Source organism: Prevotella sp. lc2012, assembly GCF_900107065.1.
Lineage (GTDB): Bacteria > Bacteroidota > Bacteroidia > Bacteroidales > Bacteroidaceae > Prevotella.
The window spans coordinates 191484-207246 of the sequence record NZ_FNUF01000001.1; the positions used below are offsets into that span (position 1 = coordinate 191484).

Annotated in this window: 13 protein-coding genes; 8 read left to right on the forward strand and 5 right to left on the reverse strand. The window is 50.5% G+C overall.

Annotated features, from left to right (window positions below):
* Window positions 1-7: 7 nt before the first annotated feature.
* The 3 genes from BLU99_RS00845 to BLU99_RS00855 are packed head-to-tail and all read left to right on the forward strand — an operon-like array spanning window position 8 to window position 3682.
* Window positions 8-457, forward strand: coding sequence for a NanQ anomerase/TabA/YiaL family protein (locus BLU99_RS00845; RefSeq protein WP_091899294.1), 450 nt, complete (start codon window positions 8-10; stop codon window positions 455-457).
* 2 nt (window positions 458-459) lie between these two features.
* Window positions 460-2514, forward strand: a complete 2055-nt coding sequence (locus BLU99_RS00850; protein WP_091899295.1) for an alpha amylase C-terminal domain-containing protein — start codon at window positions 460-462, stop codon at window positions 2512-2514.
* Window positions 2515-2530: 16 nt separating this feature from the next.
* The gene (locus BLU99_RS00855) at window positions 2531-3682 is read left to right on the forward strand and encodes a DUF6057 family protein (RefSeq protein ID WP_091899296.1); all 1152 of its coding nucleotides are present in this window, start codon (window positions 2531-2533) and stop codon (window positions 3680-3682) included.
* 52 nt (window positions 3683-3734) lie between these two features.
* Here the strand turns inward: BLU99_RS00855 and BLU99_RS00860 are convergent, their stop codons facing one another.
* From BLU99_RS00860 to BLU99_RS00875, 4 genes are all read right to left on the reverse strand, one after another.
* Window positions 3735-5396, reverse strand: coding sequence for an AMP-binding protein (locus tag BLU99_RS00860; protein ID WP_091899297.1), 1662 nt, complete (start codon window positions 5394-5396; stop codon window positions 3735-3737).
* 6 nt (window positions 5397-5402) lie between these two features.
* The gene (locus BLU99_RS00865) at window positions 5403-7061 is read right to left on the reverse strand and encodes an AMP-binding protein (protein WP_091899298.1); all 1659 of its coding nucleotides are present in this window, start codon (window positions 7059-7061) and stop codon (window positions 5403-5405) included.
* Between the two features lie 126 nt (window positions 7062-7187).
* A complete protein-coding gene (locus tag BLU99_RS00870; RefSeq protein WP_091899299.1) occupies window positions 7188-8435 on the reverse strand; it encodes an ABC transporter permease in 1248 nt (415 codons plus the stop codon).
* 29 nt (window positions 8436-8464) lie between these two features.
* Window positions 8465-9676, reverse strand: a complete 1212-nt coding sequence (locus BLU99_RS00875; RefSeq protein WP_091899300.1) for a pyridoxal phosphate-dependent aminotransferase — start codon at window positions 9674-9676, stop codon at window positions 8465-8467.
* A gap of 168 nt (window positions 9677-9844) precedes the next feature.
* Here BLU99_RS00875 and BLU99_RS00880 point away from each other — a divergent pair, with 168 nt between their 5' ends.
* The 3 genes from BLU99_RS00880 to BLU99_RS00890 are packed head-to-tail and all read left to right on the forward strand — an operon-like array spanning window position 9845 to window position 12367.
* Window positions 9845-11173 (forward strand): serine/threonine-protein kinase, encoded by a 1329-nt coding sequence (locus tag BLU99_RS00880; protein ID WP_091899301.1) that lies wholly within the window; start codon window positions 9845-9847, stop codon window positions 11171-11173.
* A gap of 35 nt (window positions 11174-11208) precedes the next feature.
* On the forward strand, window positions 11209-11691 hold the full coding sequence (locus BLU99_RS00885) for a DUF4494 domain-containing protein (RefSeq protein WP_091899302.1): 483 nt from the start codon (window positions 11209-11211) through the stop codon (window positions 11689-11691).
* A 1-nt stretch (window position 11692) separates the two neighbouring features.
* Window positions 11693-12367, forward strand: coding sequence for a YggS family pyridoxal phosphate-dependent enzyme (locus BLU99_RS00890; protein WP_091899303.1), 675 nt, complete (start codon window positions 11693-11695; stop codon window positions 12365-12367).
* 3 nt (window positions 12368-12370) lie between these two features.
* Here the strand turns inward: BLU99_RS00890 and BLU99_RS00895 are convergent, their stop codons facing one another.
* Window positions 12371-13213, reverse strand: coding sequence for an EFR1 family ferrodoxin (locus BLU99_RS00895; RefSeq protein ID WP_091899304.1), 843 nt, complete (start codon window positions 13211-13213; stop codon window positions 12371-12373).
* Between the two features lie 573 nt (window positions 13214-13786).
* Here BLU99_RS00895 and ftsZ point away from each other — a divergent pair.
* The gene (gene ftsZ / locus BLU99_RS00900; protein WP_091899305.1) at window positions 13787-15070 is read left to right on the forward strand and encodes a cell division protein FtsZ; all 1284 of its coding nucleotides are present in this window, start codon (window positions 13787-13789) and stop codon (window positions 15068-15070) included.
* The gene (locus BLU99_RS00905; RefSeq protein ID WP_369807681.1) at window positions 15067-15663 is read left to right on the forward strand and encodes a hypothetical protein; all 597 of its coding nucleotides are present in this window, start codon (window positions 15067-15069) and stop codon (window positions 15661-15663) included. The genes ftsZ and BLU99_RS00905 overlap by 4 nt, the downstream gene beginning before the upstream one ends.
* Window positions 15664-15763 lie beyond the last annotated feature (100 nt).

Sequence of the window (15763 nt, forward strand, 5' to 3'; positions counted from 1 at the left end):
TTTCGTTATGATCATTGATACGCTTGACAATCTGGGCAAATATGTGGTATTGAATCCGTTGTTTGCCGATGTGATAGGTTTTCTTAAGACCCATGATCTCCATGCCCTTGAGGTGGGGAAGTACCCGATCAAAGGTGATGATCTGTTCCTGAACCTTGCTGTTGCGAATGGTAGGACAGAGGAGGCTGCTGTTTTAGAGACGCATGTGGAGATGATTGATATCCAGATTCCGCTCTCGTGCGAGGAGACTTACGGCTATTCTCCGCTTCAGGATCTGCCAGAGAGGGAATATAATGCCGAAAAGGATCTTGTCTTATATGGGGAGGTGAAGCCTCAGACGTATGTGACACTGAAACCAGGACAGATGGTTATCTTCTTTCCGCAGGATGGTCATGCGCCCTGTATCTCTGAAAATGCAGAGATCAAGAAAGCAATCTTTAAGGTTAAAACTTATTGACTATGGCTACGAAGAAAGAGAAGGCTAAAAAAACTGTCGTCAAGGAAGTCGCACATATCGGTCTTGTGCAGAACGACCCCTGGCTGGAGCCGTATGAAGAGGCCATCCGCGGTCGTCACGACCATGCGTTATGGAAACTGAACCAGTTGACGCAGAATGGCAAGAAGAAGATCTCCGACTTTGCAACAGGACATCTTTATTATGGACTTCATAAACTGTCAAGAGGTTGGGTGTTCCGTGAGTGGGCACCGAATGCGACAGCTATCTATCTGATTGGTGACTTCAACAACTGGACAGAGAACGAGAAATACCGTTGTAAGCGTATCGAGGGTACAGGTAACTGGGAACTGAAGCTATCGGAGAAAGCTCTGAAGCACGGTGATCTTTATAAGATGAAGGTCAAGTGGAACGGAGGGGAAGGCGAGCGTATCCCGGCTTGGTGCCGTCGTGTCGTACAGGATGAACAAACGAAAATCTTCTCTGCCCAGGTCTGGAATCCTGAGAAAAGGTATGAGTTCAAGAAGCAGAACTTCAAGCCCAAGAAGAACCCGCTGCTCATTTACGAGTGTCATGTCGGAATGGGACAGGATGCCGAGAAGGTAGGTACATATACCGAGTTCAAGGATAATGTACTGCCGCGAATCATCAAGGATGGTTATAACTGTATCCAGGTGATGGCCATTCAGGAGCATCCCTATTACGGGTCGTTCGGCTATCATGTCTCGTCGTTCTTCGCTCCATCCAGCCGTTTCGGTACACCAGAGGAGCTGAAGGAACTTATTGATACAGCTCATAAGAACGGTATTGCTGTCATCATGGACATCGTTCACTCCCATGCCGTGAAGAACGAGGTCGAGGGACTCGGAAACCTGGCCGGTGATCCGAACCAGTTCTTTTATCCCGGTGACCGTCATGAGCATCCCGCCTGGGACTCGCTCTGTTTCGACTACGGTAAGGATGAGGTGCTCCATTTCCTGCTATCCAACTGCAAGTACTGGCTCGACGAGTTTAAGTTCGATGGCTTCCGCTTCGACGGTGTCACCTCCATGCTTTACTACTCGCATGGACTTGGTGAGGCTTTCGGGGGCTATGGCGACTATTTCAACGGTCATGAAGACGATAACGCCATCTGTTATCTGACATTGGCCAACAAACTCATCCATGAGGTGAACCCTCATGCCATCACGATTGCGGAGGAGGTATCGGGTATGCCCGGACTGGCCGCCAAGTTTGAGGATGGCGGCTATGGTTTTGACTACCGTATGGCCATGAATATCCCTGACTACTGGATTAAGACCATCAAGGAGGTGCGCGATGAGGATATCAACGTATGCTCCATCTTCTGGGAGGTCAAGAACCGTCGTCCCGACGAGAAGACCATCTCATACTGCGAGAGTCATGATCAGGCCCTTGTGGGTGATAAGACGATTATCTTCCGATTGGTTGATGCCGATATGTACTGGCACTTTGCAAAGAAGGATGTGAATGATATCGCCCAGCGCGGCATCGCCCTGCATAAGATGATCCGATTGGTGACGGTGGCCGCCATCAATGGCGGATATCTGAACTTCATGGGTAATGAGTTCGGTCATCCGGAATGGATAGACTTCCCGCGTGAAGGCAATGGCTGGTCGCATAAGTATGCCCGTCGGCAGTGGAACCTCGTGGATAACAAGGATCTCTGTTATCACTGGCTTGGCGATTTCGACCGTGAGATGCTGAAGGTCATCAAGTCTGTCCGTAATTTCCAGGATAAGCCTGTGGCAGAGATCTGGCACGACGATGGTGATCAGGTGCTCTGCTTCATGCGTGGTGATCTTGTCTTTGTCTTCAACTTCTCACCCACGCGTTCCTATACCGACTATGGCTTCCTGGTTCCGACAGGATCATACGAGGTGGTTCTGAACACCGATGCCAAGGCATTTGGAGGCAATGGGTTTGCCGATGACACGATCACCCACTTCACAAACTATGATCCTCTTTATGTGAATGAGCATAAGGAATGGCTGAAGCTCTATATCCCGGCACGTTCTGCCGTGGTGTTGAAGAAGGTGTAATGTTTGCAAGGAATCTATGAATTATAATCGCTCTTCAAAAGGCAGTAACCCCATCTCCGTCCGTGTGATGTGCGCTGTGGTCTTCATCGTCTTCTCGTTTGCCTGGCTATACTTCTTCCAGACCGACATCCTGACGATGACCCAACATGTGCTGAGTGGTGGCGTGACCCATTATCATCGTTTCTGGGGAGCGGTTATCACGACCATAACGCTCTATCTTGTCCAGCTTCTGGTATACAGGATAGCTCGTCTGAAGCGCCTTGGACATGCGTTGACCTATGCGCCATCGATGCTGTTGTTATCGATGTTGACCGATATAGGACAGAAGTTGGATACCGGTGTTGATATCGTGGCATCGTGGCATGTGATGCTGGTTGCCTTTATCGTATGGGTCTTCGTTGTCTGTATAGCCCTCAAGCTACAGGAGTTCGAGGATGATACTCCTTACTCTCTGTTCTCCCGTCCGATGTGGATCAACATGCTGACGATGTCGTTGATGATGATGTGGGTGGCATGGATTGGGAATACTGATGCGGTGTTCCATTATCGTATGAAGATGGAGAACCTCATGTCTCAGGGCAACTATGGGCACGCCTTGGCGGTGGGTAAGAAATCGCTGGAGAGCGACGATCATCTGTTCATGCTCCGTATGTATGCGCTGGCACGGACAGATGGTTTGGGAGAGCATCTCTTTGAGTATCCGGTCGCAGGCAGTAGCAGTCTGATGCTCCCTTCTAATGGGAAAACCAAGATGTTGGTCTGTCCTGTCGACAGTCTCTATCGGTTCTTGGGGGCTCGTCCTGTTGGACAGATAGAGCCGGTACGTTATCTGAAACTATTGCAGCGGAGGGATTCCGTCCCTCGGAAGGTGCTGGCCGATTATCTGCTCTGTGGCGAGCTGATTGACAAGGACCTGGACCGTTTTGCCAAGGATATTCAAGACTATTACACGGTCAACGACAGTCTTCCCAAGCATTACCGTGAGGCGCTCACCCTTTATTCCCGTCTGCGTTCAAAGCCGGTGGTGGTCTACCACCATCCTGTGATGGATGAAGACTACGATAATCTCCAGGAACTGGAGAAACGTTATCCCAGCCAGACAGAGCGGAAGGGGAAGGTCGAGGAGCACTATCGGGGCACCTATTGGTATTATTATTGGTACGAATAATAAATGCCCTCCATTCGGAAGGCATTTATTCATGTATTGAAAGTGCTTGTCTTTACTTGTAGAGGTAACGTTTGATAGACCTCTTCGGTGTCTTTTCAAACTCCTGTTCGTGAATCTCGATCTCGGTGATCTTCTCGTAGGCGGGAATCATCTCGTTCAATCCATTACGGTTCTGTTCCATAATATTCTTGAGATCTTCCTCTGAGAATCCCATATTCTTGGCTTCTTCCATGTCAGGATGTACGAGAGCCACCAGTTTGTTGTCTCTCTGTACGACGATACTCTCTATGACCATGGTCATAGAGTTCAGCTTATCCTCGATCTCCTCGGGATAGATGTTCTGACCGTTTGGACCAAGCAGCATGTTCTTCGAACGACCGTTGATGAACACGTTTCCGTCGGCATCCATGGTGCCAAGATCTCCCGTGTGGTACCATCCGTCACGGTCGATGGTCTCGGCCGTAGCTTCCGGGTTCTTGTAATAACCCAGCATCACGTTCGGTCCTTTCGTCAGGATCTCACCAGGCACACGCTGTGGGTCGGGCGATGCAATCCTCACCTCCTGATGCAGGGCTGCACGCCCGCAAGAGCCGGGCGCAAAGGTCTTCCAGTCACGGTAGCAGATAATCGGAGCACACTCCGTAGCACCGTAACCGACGGTATAGGGGAAGTCTATCCGTTTCAAGAACTGTTCCACCTCTTGGTTCAGGGCAGCGCCGCCGATGATGACCTCATACAGTCTTCCGCCAAAGGCCTTGAGCACTTCTTGACAGATCTTTTCGCGCACCTTCTTGGAGATAACCGGCATCTGCAGCAGCAGGCGCATGCGGTTGTTCTGGATCTTCGGGAACACCTTCTTGCGGATGATCTTCTCAATGATCAGCGGTACGGCGATGACGATGACCGGCTTGATCTCTGCCAACGCCTGTGCAATGATGGCAGGCGAGGGGATACGGTTCAGATAGTAGACATGACAGCCGTAGTTGAACTCGAAGAGGAACTCGAAGGCCATGCCGTACATGTGAGCCATCGGCAGCATGGATATGATACGGTCACCAGGCTTGAGCTGCTTTCCAAGCACGTTGACAGCGAAGGCGTAGTTCGACCAGAGGGCACGGTAAGGAATCATCACACCCTTGGAGAACCCGGTAGTACCGGAGGTGTAGTTGATCACCGCCAGTTCCTCGGGACTCTGTTCTACGTAATAGCTGACATGCTGCTTGCGGAAATATTTCGGGAATTTCTTTCCATAGAGTTCGTTCAGATGCTCACGTGCATAAGTCAGCTTATCCGTACGACTGATCATCAGTGAATAGTCGGGGTTGTTGATGATACCCTCCAGAGTTGGCATGGCCTGCGGATCAATGATCGTCGCCACATGGTCGCCCACGAACAGCAGTCTGGCCTCCGAGTGGTTCACGATATTATGAATCTGCTCGGCATTGAACTCATGTAGGATAGGCACAGCCACGGCTCCATAGGTGAGCGTGGCGATGAAGGCCACAGCCCATTGTGAGGAGTTACGGCCGCAGAGCGCGATCTTGTCGCCCTTCTGGATGCCACTGTTTTCAAAGAGAATGTGTAGTTTCTCGATTTTTCTTGCTACATCATGGAACTGTAGCGTCTGTCCTTTGAAGTCGGTCAGTGCGTCACGATCCCAATTGTCGATGATACTCTTCTGGATGAGAGCGTTGAAGCTAGGTATTTGTTCCATATGTGATTAGTTATTCTTATATAGGTAGCGTTTGATACTCTTCTTTGGTGTCTTCTCAAACTCCTGTTCTTGGAGTTCAATAGCAGAGATACGGCTGTAGACAGGTAGCGTATTGTTCAGCTCCTGACGGTTCTGCTCCATGATGTTCGCCAGTTCCTTCTTGCTGAAGCTGACCACCTCGTCTTTGTCGGGATAGACCAGTGCCACTAGCTTGTCGCCACGCTGTATGACAAGACTCTCAGATACCATGACCATCGCGTTGAGCTTATCCTCGATCTCCTCGGGATACACGTTCTGTCCATTGGCGCCGAGCAGCATGTTCTTGATACGTCCCCGGATGAAGATATGTCCGTCTTCCGACATCGTTCCGAGGTCACCGGTGTGATACCAGCCCTCTTCGTCGATGGCGGCATCCGTAGCCTCCTGGTTCTTGAAGTAGCCAGTCATGAGGTTCGTACCTCGGGTAACAATCTCACCGGGAATGTTCTGTGGATCGTTGCTTAGGATGCGCACCTCCATACGGTCAACAGGTGTACCACATGAACCGCTGATGAATTCCTTATAGTCGCTGAACGAGATCAGAGGCGCACATTCGGTCGTACCGTAACCGACGGTGATGGGGAAGCCGATGGAGAGGAGGAACTCCTCCACCTCTTTTGATAAGGGCGCACCACCGACGATGACCTCATAGAGGTTGCCGCCGAAGGCATTATACACCTCCTGACAGATATGTTTCTTGACTTTCTTGCTGACCACCGGCATGGCGAGCAGCAGTCTGACGCGGTTGTCTTGTATCTTCGGGAACACCTTTTTACGGATGATCTTCTCGATAATCAGCGGCACAGTGATGATGACTGACGGCTTCACTGTGGCAAAGGCCTCTGCGATGATGGCCGGTGACGGCAGACGGGTCAGGAAGAACAGGTGACAGCCGTTGCAGAATCCGAACAGGAACTCGATGGCCATACCATACATGTGAGCCATGGGCAGAATGCTGAGCATGTTATCGCCCCGCTTCACGTTCTTGCCCAGCACACGTATCACAAACTCGATGTTTCCCCACAGTGTGCAATAAGGCAGCATGACACCCTTTGAGAAGCCTGTGGTACCACTGGTATAGTTGATCAGTGCCAGTTCCTCGGCCTCATCCACATGGTAGCTCACATGCTCTGCACGGAAGGCTCTCGGGTACTTACTGCCGAACATCATGTTCAGATGTTCACGGGCATAGGTGACCTTCTCCGAGCGAGAGATCATCAGTGAGAAGTCGGGGATATTGATGATGGCCTCCAGTGACGGCATCGCCTCTGGGTCAATGGTCTTCACGGCAAAGTCGCCGATGAACAACAACTTTGACTCGGAATGGTTGACGATATTCTGGATCTGTTCTCCGTTGAACTCGTGCAGGATAGGCACGGCGACGGCACCGTAGGTGAGTGTGGCAAGGAAGGCGACGGCCCAATGGGCTGAGTTACGTCCGCAGATAGCGATCTTATCACCTTTCTGAACACCGCTGTTCTCAAAGAGAATATGTAATTTTTCGATTTTACGTGCTACATCGTGAAATTGGAGGGTAATACCCTGATAGTCTGTCAACGCATCCTGATTCCAGTTGTCTATGATTGCTCTTTGTATATATGCATTAAAACTGCTAAAGTTTTCCATTGAAATTGCACAAATTTTGAAATTTTGTGCAAAGGTATACAATTATCTGCACATTTCAAAAAAAAATGTGCAATATTTTAGTCGGTAGGAGAAAAAAAGCAAAATAGGTGATGAATAGAACAAGTATTATTCGTATCTCATCGATTTGGCCGGGTGGATATGAGAGATCAGATAGCTCGGAGCGATGAGCACGAACACGCATATCAGTAGGGTGGCGACGTTGATGAGCAATATCAGAAGGATGTTCAGTTCCATGGGCGCCTTACTGACATAATAGGTCTGCGGATCCAGGGCGATGATGCCTGTATAGTTTTGTAACAGTACGATGCCGACACCTATTATATTACCCCAGAACAGTCCCTGTCCGATGATGAAGACGGAGAACCAGAGGAAGGTATGTCTGATGGTGTCGTTCCTGGCACCTACCGCCTTGAGGATACCGATCATCTGCGTGCGTTCGAGGATGATGATGAGCAGACCGCTGATCATCGTGAAGCCTGCCACGCACACCATCAGGAACAGGATGATCCAGACGTTGATGTCGAGCAGTTCCAGCCAAGAGAATACCTGAGGGTACACCTCGTAGATGGTTTGTGTGGTGAAGGTGTTACCGATGCGGTCGCTGCTACGGTTCACCTGTTCGATGAATCGGTCTTCTGTCTGGTTCAGCGTCTCCAGATTGTCCACGCTGACCTCGATGCCCGAGCAGATGTCTTTCTCCCAACCGTTGATGCGGTTGACAGTATATAGGTCCGTGAAGCACAGGTTCTCGTCGAAGCGCGTCATGTTGGTCTGGTAGATGCCGCATACCGTGTATCTGCGTGTCCTCACATCATCGCCGTCGAAGAAATAGGCGAACACCTTATCTCCGCTCTTCAGTCTCAACTTGTCGGCAATCATCTTTGAGAGCAGCAGTTGGTAGCGGCTGGTCGAGTCGCAGAACTGTGGGATGTCGCCCGAGACCAGATTGGATTTCAGGAACTGTGTGTCGTATTCTTGTCCGATGCCCTTGAACACGATACCCAGGAAGTCGTCGTTGGTCTTCAGGAGTCCTTGGGTATAAGAGTACCGTTCAGCATGCCTGACACCTTCAATATGCTGAAGGACGTTCATGACACTGTCGTCGGCACAGATGACATAAGGGTCGGATGTGTTGTAGCTGAGGATATTGTGTACCTGTATGTGACCGCCGAAACCTACTACCTTGTCGCGTATGGTATGCTTGAAGCCCAGGATGACGGATACCGTGACGATCATGACGGCCAGTCCGATGGCTACACCGACGGTAGCGATACGGATAGCCGGACGACTCACTTTCCGTTTGTCGCCCTCGTCACTGTATATGCGCCTGGCTATGAATAAGGGTAGGTTCATGTCGAACAGCTAACGGTCATCAGCAAAGACTAATAACCAGCATCCTCTGTTCTTCCCGGATAGGCCTCCAGTGCCTTCCGCAGAACGACGAGTGCCCGCTCCAGATCTTTCTTCTTCAGCACGTAGGCGATACGTACCTGATTGATGCCGGCACCGGGAGTGGTATAGAAGCCTGCGGCAGGAGCCATCATCACCGTCTCGCCCTCGTACTCGAACTCTGACAGACACCAGCGACAGAAAGCCTCGGCATCGTCGACGGGTAGCTTTGCCACAGTATAGAAAGCACCCATGGGGATCGGCGAATAGACACCGGGGATGCGGTTCAGACCGTCGATCAGGCATTTTCGACGTTCCACATACTCATCGTACACATCACGGTAATATTCCTCTGGAGCATCCAAAGAAGCCTCAGCGACAATCTGTCCGATGAGGGGAGGAGAGAGGCGGGCCTGACAGAACTTCATCACGGCCTTTCTGACCTCTGCGTTCTTCGTGATCAGCGCACCGATGCGGATGCCGCACTCAGAATAGCGTTTCGATACGGAGTCGATCAGGATCACGTTCTGCTCGATACCTTCCAGATGGCAGGCCGAGATATAGGGTGATCCTGTGTAGATATATTCGCGGTACACCTCATCGGAGAAGAGGTACAGATCGTATTTCTTGACCAGATCACGGATCTGGTTCATCTCGCGGCGGGTATAGAGATAACCTGTCGGGTTGTTCGGGTTGCAGATCATGATGGCACGGGTGCGCTCGTTGATCAGCTCCTCGAACTTCTCCACCTTCGGCAACGAGAAACCTTCCTCGATGGTGGTGGCGATGGTACGGATCTTGGCACCCGCCGAGATGGCGAAGGCCATATAGTTGGCATATGCTGGTTCTGGCACGATGATCTCATCGCCCGGGTTCAGACAGGACAGGAAGGCGAAGAGTACCGCCTCACTTCCTCCTGAGGTGATGATGATGTCATCAGCGGTGACATTGATATTGTACTTGGCGTAATAGTCCACCAGTTTCTCGCGGTAGCTCTGATAGCCTTGCGACGGTGAGTATTCCAGAATCTCACGGTCGATCTGCTTGAGTGCATCAAGTCCTACCTGCGGTGTGGGCAGGTCTGGTTGACCGATGTTCAGGTGATACACCTTTGTTCCTCTTTTCTTGGCGGCAACGGCCAGAGGGGCGAGTTTCCTGATAGGTGACTCGGGCATCTCAAGGCCGCGTACTGAAATTTCAGGCATCTTCTTTAGTTTTTATTTCGCTTCTAGCTTTTATCTTATATGTAAAAGTCGCTGCAAAGGTAACACAATTTATCGTAAATCTCTGCAATCTGTCTTCAAAAATTTGTGTTTCTCAGATTTTATATGTACTTTTGCCCGACAAAATCAAACAAAAGACAATTCTGTACGATGAATTTCGAGGAATTATTAAACACACGTGACATTCGTAAGACCACGAAGGTGCGCTTGCCCTATGGCTATTTCTACAAGCGTCTTATCGACGGGAAGTATTCTAATTTCGTGGAGTTTCATGATGATGTGGCTGACAACATCGCTTTCAGCAGTTGTGTGAAGCGTGAGTGTGAGGCTGTGGAGAAGATCGCCCATGCAGGGCAGCTCCGTTTTACGCCGAACGTCGGTGAGGGCGGCATCTATGCCATTGCCGTCGAGGTGGGTCATTTCATCACCATGGAGCAGCTGTTGAACGAGGAACCCTCGGTCGTTGCCAGGAAAGACTTTATCAGTGGTACGCTGCGCGACCTGTTTGATCTGACTGCCCTTTTGCATGAGCAGGAGATCTATCACGTCTGTTACGCCCCGTCGAATATCCTGGTACGGAAGAAAGACCAGCAGGTATGCTTGCTCTGTCATGGTTCGTTCTACCAGCGACTGGATCAGGATGTGCTGTACGACGGTGTCGAGGATTATGTGGCCCCCGAGGTGTTCGAGGGTGGTGCCATCGATGCACGTACCGATGTGTATTCCCTTGGAAAGTTCATCGCCTGGCTCTATGAGTCGTCGGGCCTGCCCATGGAACTGAAGGGTGTCGTGGAGAAAGCCACGGCAGAGGATCCCGAGAAGCGCTATGCCACTGTCGAGGCGATGCGCCATGCGATCAACACCCGTCGTAACATGCGCCGTTCCGGTGTGATGGCGGCTGTTGCCCTGAGTGTTGCCCTGATCATCGTTGGCTTGTTCTTCTACCTGTTGCCCAGTCCCGATCCGGTGGAGTACGTGCAGCCTGTCGATGAGCCCATCCCCGACGAGATGCTCGAGGAGGACATGGAGGCCCTGTTGGGTATTGGTGCCGATGCCGACTCGGCAGCCTTGGCTGGTATCGTCGTGAAGGAACAGCTCAAGAACGACTCACTGGGCTATAGCGAAGGCAAGATGCGTGAGTATAATGCCAAGGCGGAGGCCATCTTCCGTAAGCAGTTCTCCAAGGCTGCCGATGCCATCATCTCAAGTGTCTATACCCCGTCGAACATGAGTGGCTCAGCCAATGCCTTTGCCGCCAAAAACTCGTGGATGACGGAGGAGCTCGCGAAGAAACAGAAGGAGCTGATGGAGCTCTCCGGACTCAGCTCCGAGCATACGCAGCGTGTGGCCTCAGAGATCATCGAACAGATCACGCAGAAGAAACGTGAGGCGCTCGACAAGGATTATATGGGTATCAAGAAGCAGAAAGACGAACAGGAGTCGTCTGCCAGGAGAGTGCCCGGTGATAACAAGAAATAGAGATTCAAAGAATAGAGAAAAACATCAATTACAAAATGAGAAGCAGAACAGCAAATTGGTTTGAGTGCAAGATCCGTTACGAGAAGGTGATGGAGGACGGCTTGCAGAAAAAAGTAAACGAGAGTTATGTGGTTGACGCCCTGAGCTTCAGTGAGGCCGAAGAGCGTATTATCGAGGAGATGTCCTCATATATCAGCGGAGAGTTCGACGTGGCCGATATCAAGAAGGCTGCCTATAAGGAGATCTTCTTCGATGACTCCGATATGGCCGACAAATGGTATAAGGCCAAGATACAGTTTATCACCATCGACGAGAAGACCGAGAAGGAGAAGCGCTCCAGCGTCACCTATCTGGTGCAGGCAGGCTCGTTCAACGGGGCTGTGAAGAATATCGACGAGGTGATGGGTGGCACGATGATCGACTATGTCATCGCCTCTGTTGCTGAGACCACGCTGATGGATGTCTTCGAGTATAAGAAGAGTGATAAAAAAGACGACAAACCGGAATACGAGCAATAAGATGGACTACGACGTAAAAGGTCATTTGCATCAGATTCTAGACACATTGCCACAGGGTGTACGCCTTGTGGCAATTTCCAAGTACCACCCCAACGAATATATTGAGGCGGCTTATGAGGAGGGACAGCGTGTTTTCGGCGAGAGCCATGAACAGGAACTCCGTCAGAAGCACGAACAGTTGCCCAAGGATATCGAGTGGCATTTTATCGGTCATCTGCAGACCAATAAGGTGAAATATATCGCACCGTATGTGTCAATGGTCGAGGCTGTTGACTCATTGAAGCTCCTGAAAGAGATTAACCGTCAGGCGGAGCGTTGCGACCGGGTCATCAAGGTACTTCTGGAACTGCATATCGCCGAGGAGTCCACGAAGTACGGACTCACCCTCGACGCTTGTCGCGAGCTGCTCGAAGACGGTGAGTGGCGCGAGATGAAGCATGTGCAGATCTGTGGACTGATGATGATGGCCTCGTTCGTGGACGACCAGCAGCAGATACGTCGTGAGATGCAGACGGCCGCCGACTTCTTCGACGAGGTCAAAGCGAAATATTTTGCGGATGACGAGGCCTTCTGCGAACGCTCATGGGGCATGAGCGACGACTATCTCATTGCCCTGGACACCCGTAGTACGATGGTGCGTATCGGCACCACGATCTTCGGTCCCCGGGTCTATTAAAGGCTAATGGCCAAAGAAATACTGTCCCCGCTTCCTGGTGATCTTGCCGTAGTTGACGGCATGCACGGGACAGTGGTGGTAGCATGCCAGACAACAGGTACACTTTCCGTTATGTAGCCATACGGGGGGTGTACCTTCTATATTTTCCACAGGACACACCTTCTTGCACTTGCCGCAGCCGATGCACTTGTCGGCATCCACGGTGAACTTCCTGTCCGTGATCATCCGTCGGTTGAAGTAACCGCCGATCACGTACGAGTAGAGTCGGGGAGTGGCCCCTTTCTCCAGCTCCACGATGCCGCGCTTCTGGTCTTTCAGTATGCTGATGATATGGTGCAGCTGTCGCTGGGCGTTCTCGATCTTCATGGCCTCTTTCTCCTCGGTGTCGGTATACATGAACGGCAGACAGACATACGATTCCGGCATGATCACAGAGAACTGCGTCTCGGCCGTGAGCGACCGACCCTCGGCATCGCGCAGATGGGGGTTCGCCGCCAGTTCCTTGTTCAGGATGGTCATCGCCTCACCCATATTGTCGCCGCATGTCGTCAGGGCCCAACAGAAATGGGCATCGGCCGACGGTCTCTCGCTGAAGCGCAGGCTCCTGATGAAGTCGCGCACGATCCTTGGTGGCTGCCAACCGTGTGTCGGGAAACAGAAGCCGATACGCTCACCCTCGTGGAGCGTGAACGAATACCGTTGCTCACGGATCATGTCCGGGATAAACAACAGTTCTTCTTTTAGAGCCTGGCCGATCTGCTCGGCCACCCATCGTGTATTACCAGTACCGGAGAAATAGAATATCATGGTCGTACAGTTACTTCTTGTCGGTTGCAAAGATACCATTTTCTTTTCAAACAACGGTCACATTTGGGGAAATATCTCTTTTCGCTGGTTTGTTTTATTTTGACAAACGACCTCTCATAACTCTCGTGGCAGTCAGGAAACGTCCGACGACCCTCATATACGTGAGTTTTGGCGTATTTCTGTATTTGTTTGATAATGAGCGTGTTAAGGCAATATGTGAAAGAGGTGGCATCTTTCGTTCGAAGAGATAGGCCCTATGAGTCATTCAGATAGGCTTTACGAGTGAAAGAGATAATCCCTTATAGGGTATAGAGATCATCCCTTTCACTCGTAAGTGCCATTCCTTACCGTCGTGGAGCCTATCTCTTTGCCTGTTAGAAGGCACCCCCACCCAGAAGAGCTCCTAAGTGCACCATAATAGGGCCAAAAAGTAACTAAAAAGCCCCCTTGATTTTCCTGGTTCGCAACTTCAGTCGAACACTTTTTTAGGCACTTTTTCATGACAAAAGCTTGTAATCATAGACTGAAAGTTTTTTTTCAACTCTCACAAGCCTTGCGAAGATTTTGAGGATTGGAATTTGTTTCGTACCTTTGTCGGCAAACTCATGAAGTATGGGAGAAGATCAAAATAAACTGTTGGATTTTGGCTCTGTCAAGGATAAGATGCAGGGCATCATCAAGGTGATAGGTGTCGGCGGCGGTGGATGTAACGCTGTCCGAAACATGTATAATGAGGGTGTGGAGGGTGTGACGTATGCTGTTTGTAATACAGACAGTCAGTCGCTTTCCCGTTCGCCAGTACCCGTGAAACTGATGTTGGGAACATCTGGTCTTGGTGCGGGTGCCAACCCGGAAACCGGAAAGACGGAGGCAGAAGGTAATATAGAGGATATCCGGAAACTGTTGGACGACGGGACGAAAATGGTGTTCGTCACGGCTGGTATGGGTGGTGGCACCGGTACTGGTGCGGCACCAGTGGTGGCTGGCGTGGCTAAGGAGATGGGACTGTTGACGGTTGGCGTGGTGACGATCCCTTTCTTCTTTGAGAAGAAGCGCAAGATCATCAAGGCACTCAAGGGTGTGGAAGAACTGCGCAAGAACGTGGACGCATTACTGATCGTCAATAACGAACGCCTTTGTGATGTGTATGCTGATTCTGAACTGTCTGTGAAGGATGCTTTCCAACGGGCAGACCATATCCTGATGGATGCCGTGAAAGGTATCTCGGAACTGATCGTCATGCCAAGCGATGGTGGTATCAAGAGTGACTTCCGTGATGTGGAGACCACCATGAAGGATGGTGGTGGGGCTATCATGGCGATGGGACGTGCCAGTGGAGAGCACCGTGTAGAAAAAGCCATATTGGATGCTCTTGACTCTCCGTTGCTTTATGGCAATGATATCGGACGGGCCAAACGCATCCTCTTTAATATATATGCCAGCAATGACCATCCCATCTTCGTTCGGGAACTCCAGGAGATAGATGATTTCTTCGACCAGTTAGACCCGAATATAGATGTTATCTGGGGAACGGCTACCGATGATTCTCTTGGTGAGGATGCGAAGGTGACCATTCTTGCAACGGGCTTGGAGGATGAGCTTCGCTCTGAGGTGATGCAGGATGTTCACCGTGACGAGGATGATTTCTATGAGGACTTGATCCATAAGCTTTATAAGCCTGTCAGGAAGAAGGTTATCGAGGTTCTTACCCCTGAATTGCCCTTTGAGGTCGGAACGGCTCCTGACCCAGAGCCTGATATGGAGAAAGATGTTCAAATCGAGGAGACGGACTCTTCTGCGAAGGTGGAGTCTGATGGGAATGAGATAAAACAGCCAACGATCATCACAAAGTGGATGACGTGGCTTAATGATATCATGAAGGACGTGACAGAATGATGGATGCACCGCGTCATACTCCAGAAGAACTTGCCGAGCAAATGAAGGTCATTGCCGACCAACTGAGAAAGGCAGGGCGTCATGATCTGCTATTGCGAGCTATAGGTGCACCGCTGTTGGAGGAGTTGCGCATCGAGGCCGCGAAGGCCAAGCTAAGTCGTTTGCTGATCACGAGGGATTACAGGTTCTTTCTTGTTGACTACGATCATCAAGAAGTCGAACTACAGCCGGTGCATAAGGCCGTATATCTTTTGTTCTTGGCCCATCCGGAGGGTATAGAATTTAAGAGGTTGGATGATTATCGTGAGGAACTAACGCGGTACTATATGGCAACGGCGAAGATGATGGATAAAGAGAAAGTGCTGGAGAGCATAGCACATCTGGTGAACCCACTTGATAATGCCATCAACGAGAAATGCTCGCGTATCAAGAAGGTGTTCTTAGACATGATGGACGAATATACCGCCAGCCATTATATCATCAGTGGTCATACCCCGAAGCATGTTGAAGGATCAGCACACATCTGGTATAAACGGTTGAAAGTCATTACCCTGCCAAGGGATCTTGTCGTTTGGTTAGATGATACATTATAACTGAAACGTCGAAACGCAGAGGGGCAAACGTCGAAACTGATTTTGTGGCAGAAGATGTACTTCATACCTTTGCATCGTCGGAAGACAATAACAGGTCGGA

Bases quoted from the DNA above. Each gene is read 5' to 3' on its own strand.
- BLU99_RS00855 (WP_091899296.1), top strand. From the start codon at position 2,531: ATGAATTATAATCGCTCTTCAAAAGGCAGTAACCCCATCTCCGTCCGT.
- BLU99_RS00850 (WP_091899295.1), top strand. From the start codon at position 460: ATGGCTACGAAGAAAGAGAAGGCTAAAAAAACTGTCGTCAAGGAAGTC.
- BLU99_RS00845 (WP_091899294.1), top strand. From the start codon at position 8: ATGATCATTGATACGCTTGACAATCTGGGCAAATATGTGGTATTGAAT.
- BLU99_RS00865 (WP_091899298.1), bottom strand. From the start codon at position 7,061: ATGGAAAACTTTAGCAGTTTTAATGCATATATACAAAGAGCAATCATA.
- ftsZ (WP_091899305.1), top strand. From the start codon at position 13,787: ATGGGAGAAGATCAAAATAAACTGTTGGATTTTGGCTCTGTCAAGGAT.
- BLU99_RS00890 (WP_091899303.1), top strand. From the start codon at position 11,693: ATGGACTACGACGTAAAAGGTCATTTGCATCAGATTCTAGACACATTG.
- BLU99_RS00895 (WP_091899304.1), bottom strand. From the start codon at position 13,213: ATGGTATCTTTGCAACCGACAAGAAGTAACTGTACGACCATGATATTC.
- BLU99_RS00905 (WP_369807681.1), top strand. From the start codon at position 15,067: ATGATGGATGCACCGCGTCATACTCCAGAAGAACTTGCCGAGCAAATG.
- BLU99_RS00870 (WP_091899299.1), bottom strand. From the start codon at position 8,435: ATGAACCTACCCTTATTCATAGCCAGGCGCATATACAGTGACGAGGGC.
- BLU99_RS00860 (WP_091899297.1), bottom strand. From the start codon at position 5,396: ATGGAACAAATACCTAGCTTCAACGCTCTCATCCAGAAGAGTATCATC.
- BLU99_RS00885 (WP_091899302.1), top strand. From the start codon at position 11,209: ATGAGAAGCAGAACAGCAAATTGGTTTGAGTGCAAGATCCGTTACGAG.
- BLU99_RS00875 (WP_091899300.1), bottom strand. From the start codon at position 9,676: ATGCCTGAAATTTCAGTACGCGGCCTTGAGATGCCCGAGTCACCTATC.
- BLU99_RS00880 (WP_091899301.1), top strand. From the start codon at position 9,845: ATGAATTTCGAGGAATTATTAAACACACGTGACATTCGTAAGACCACG.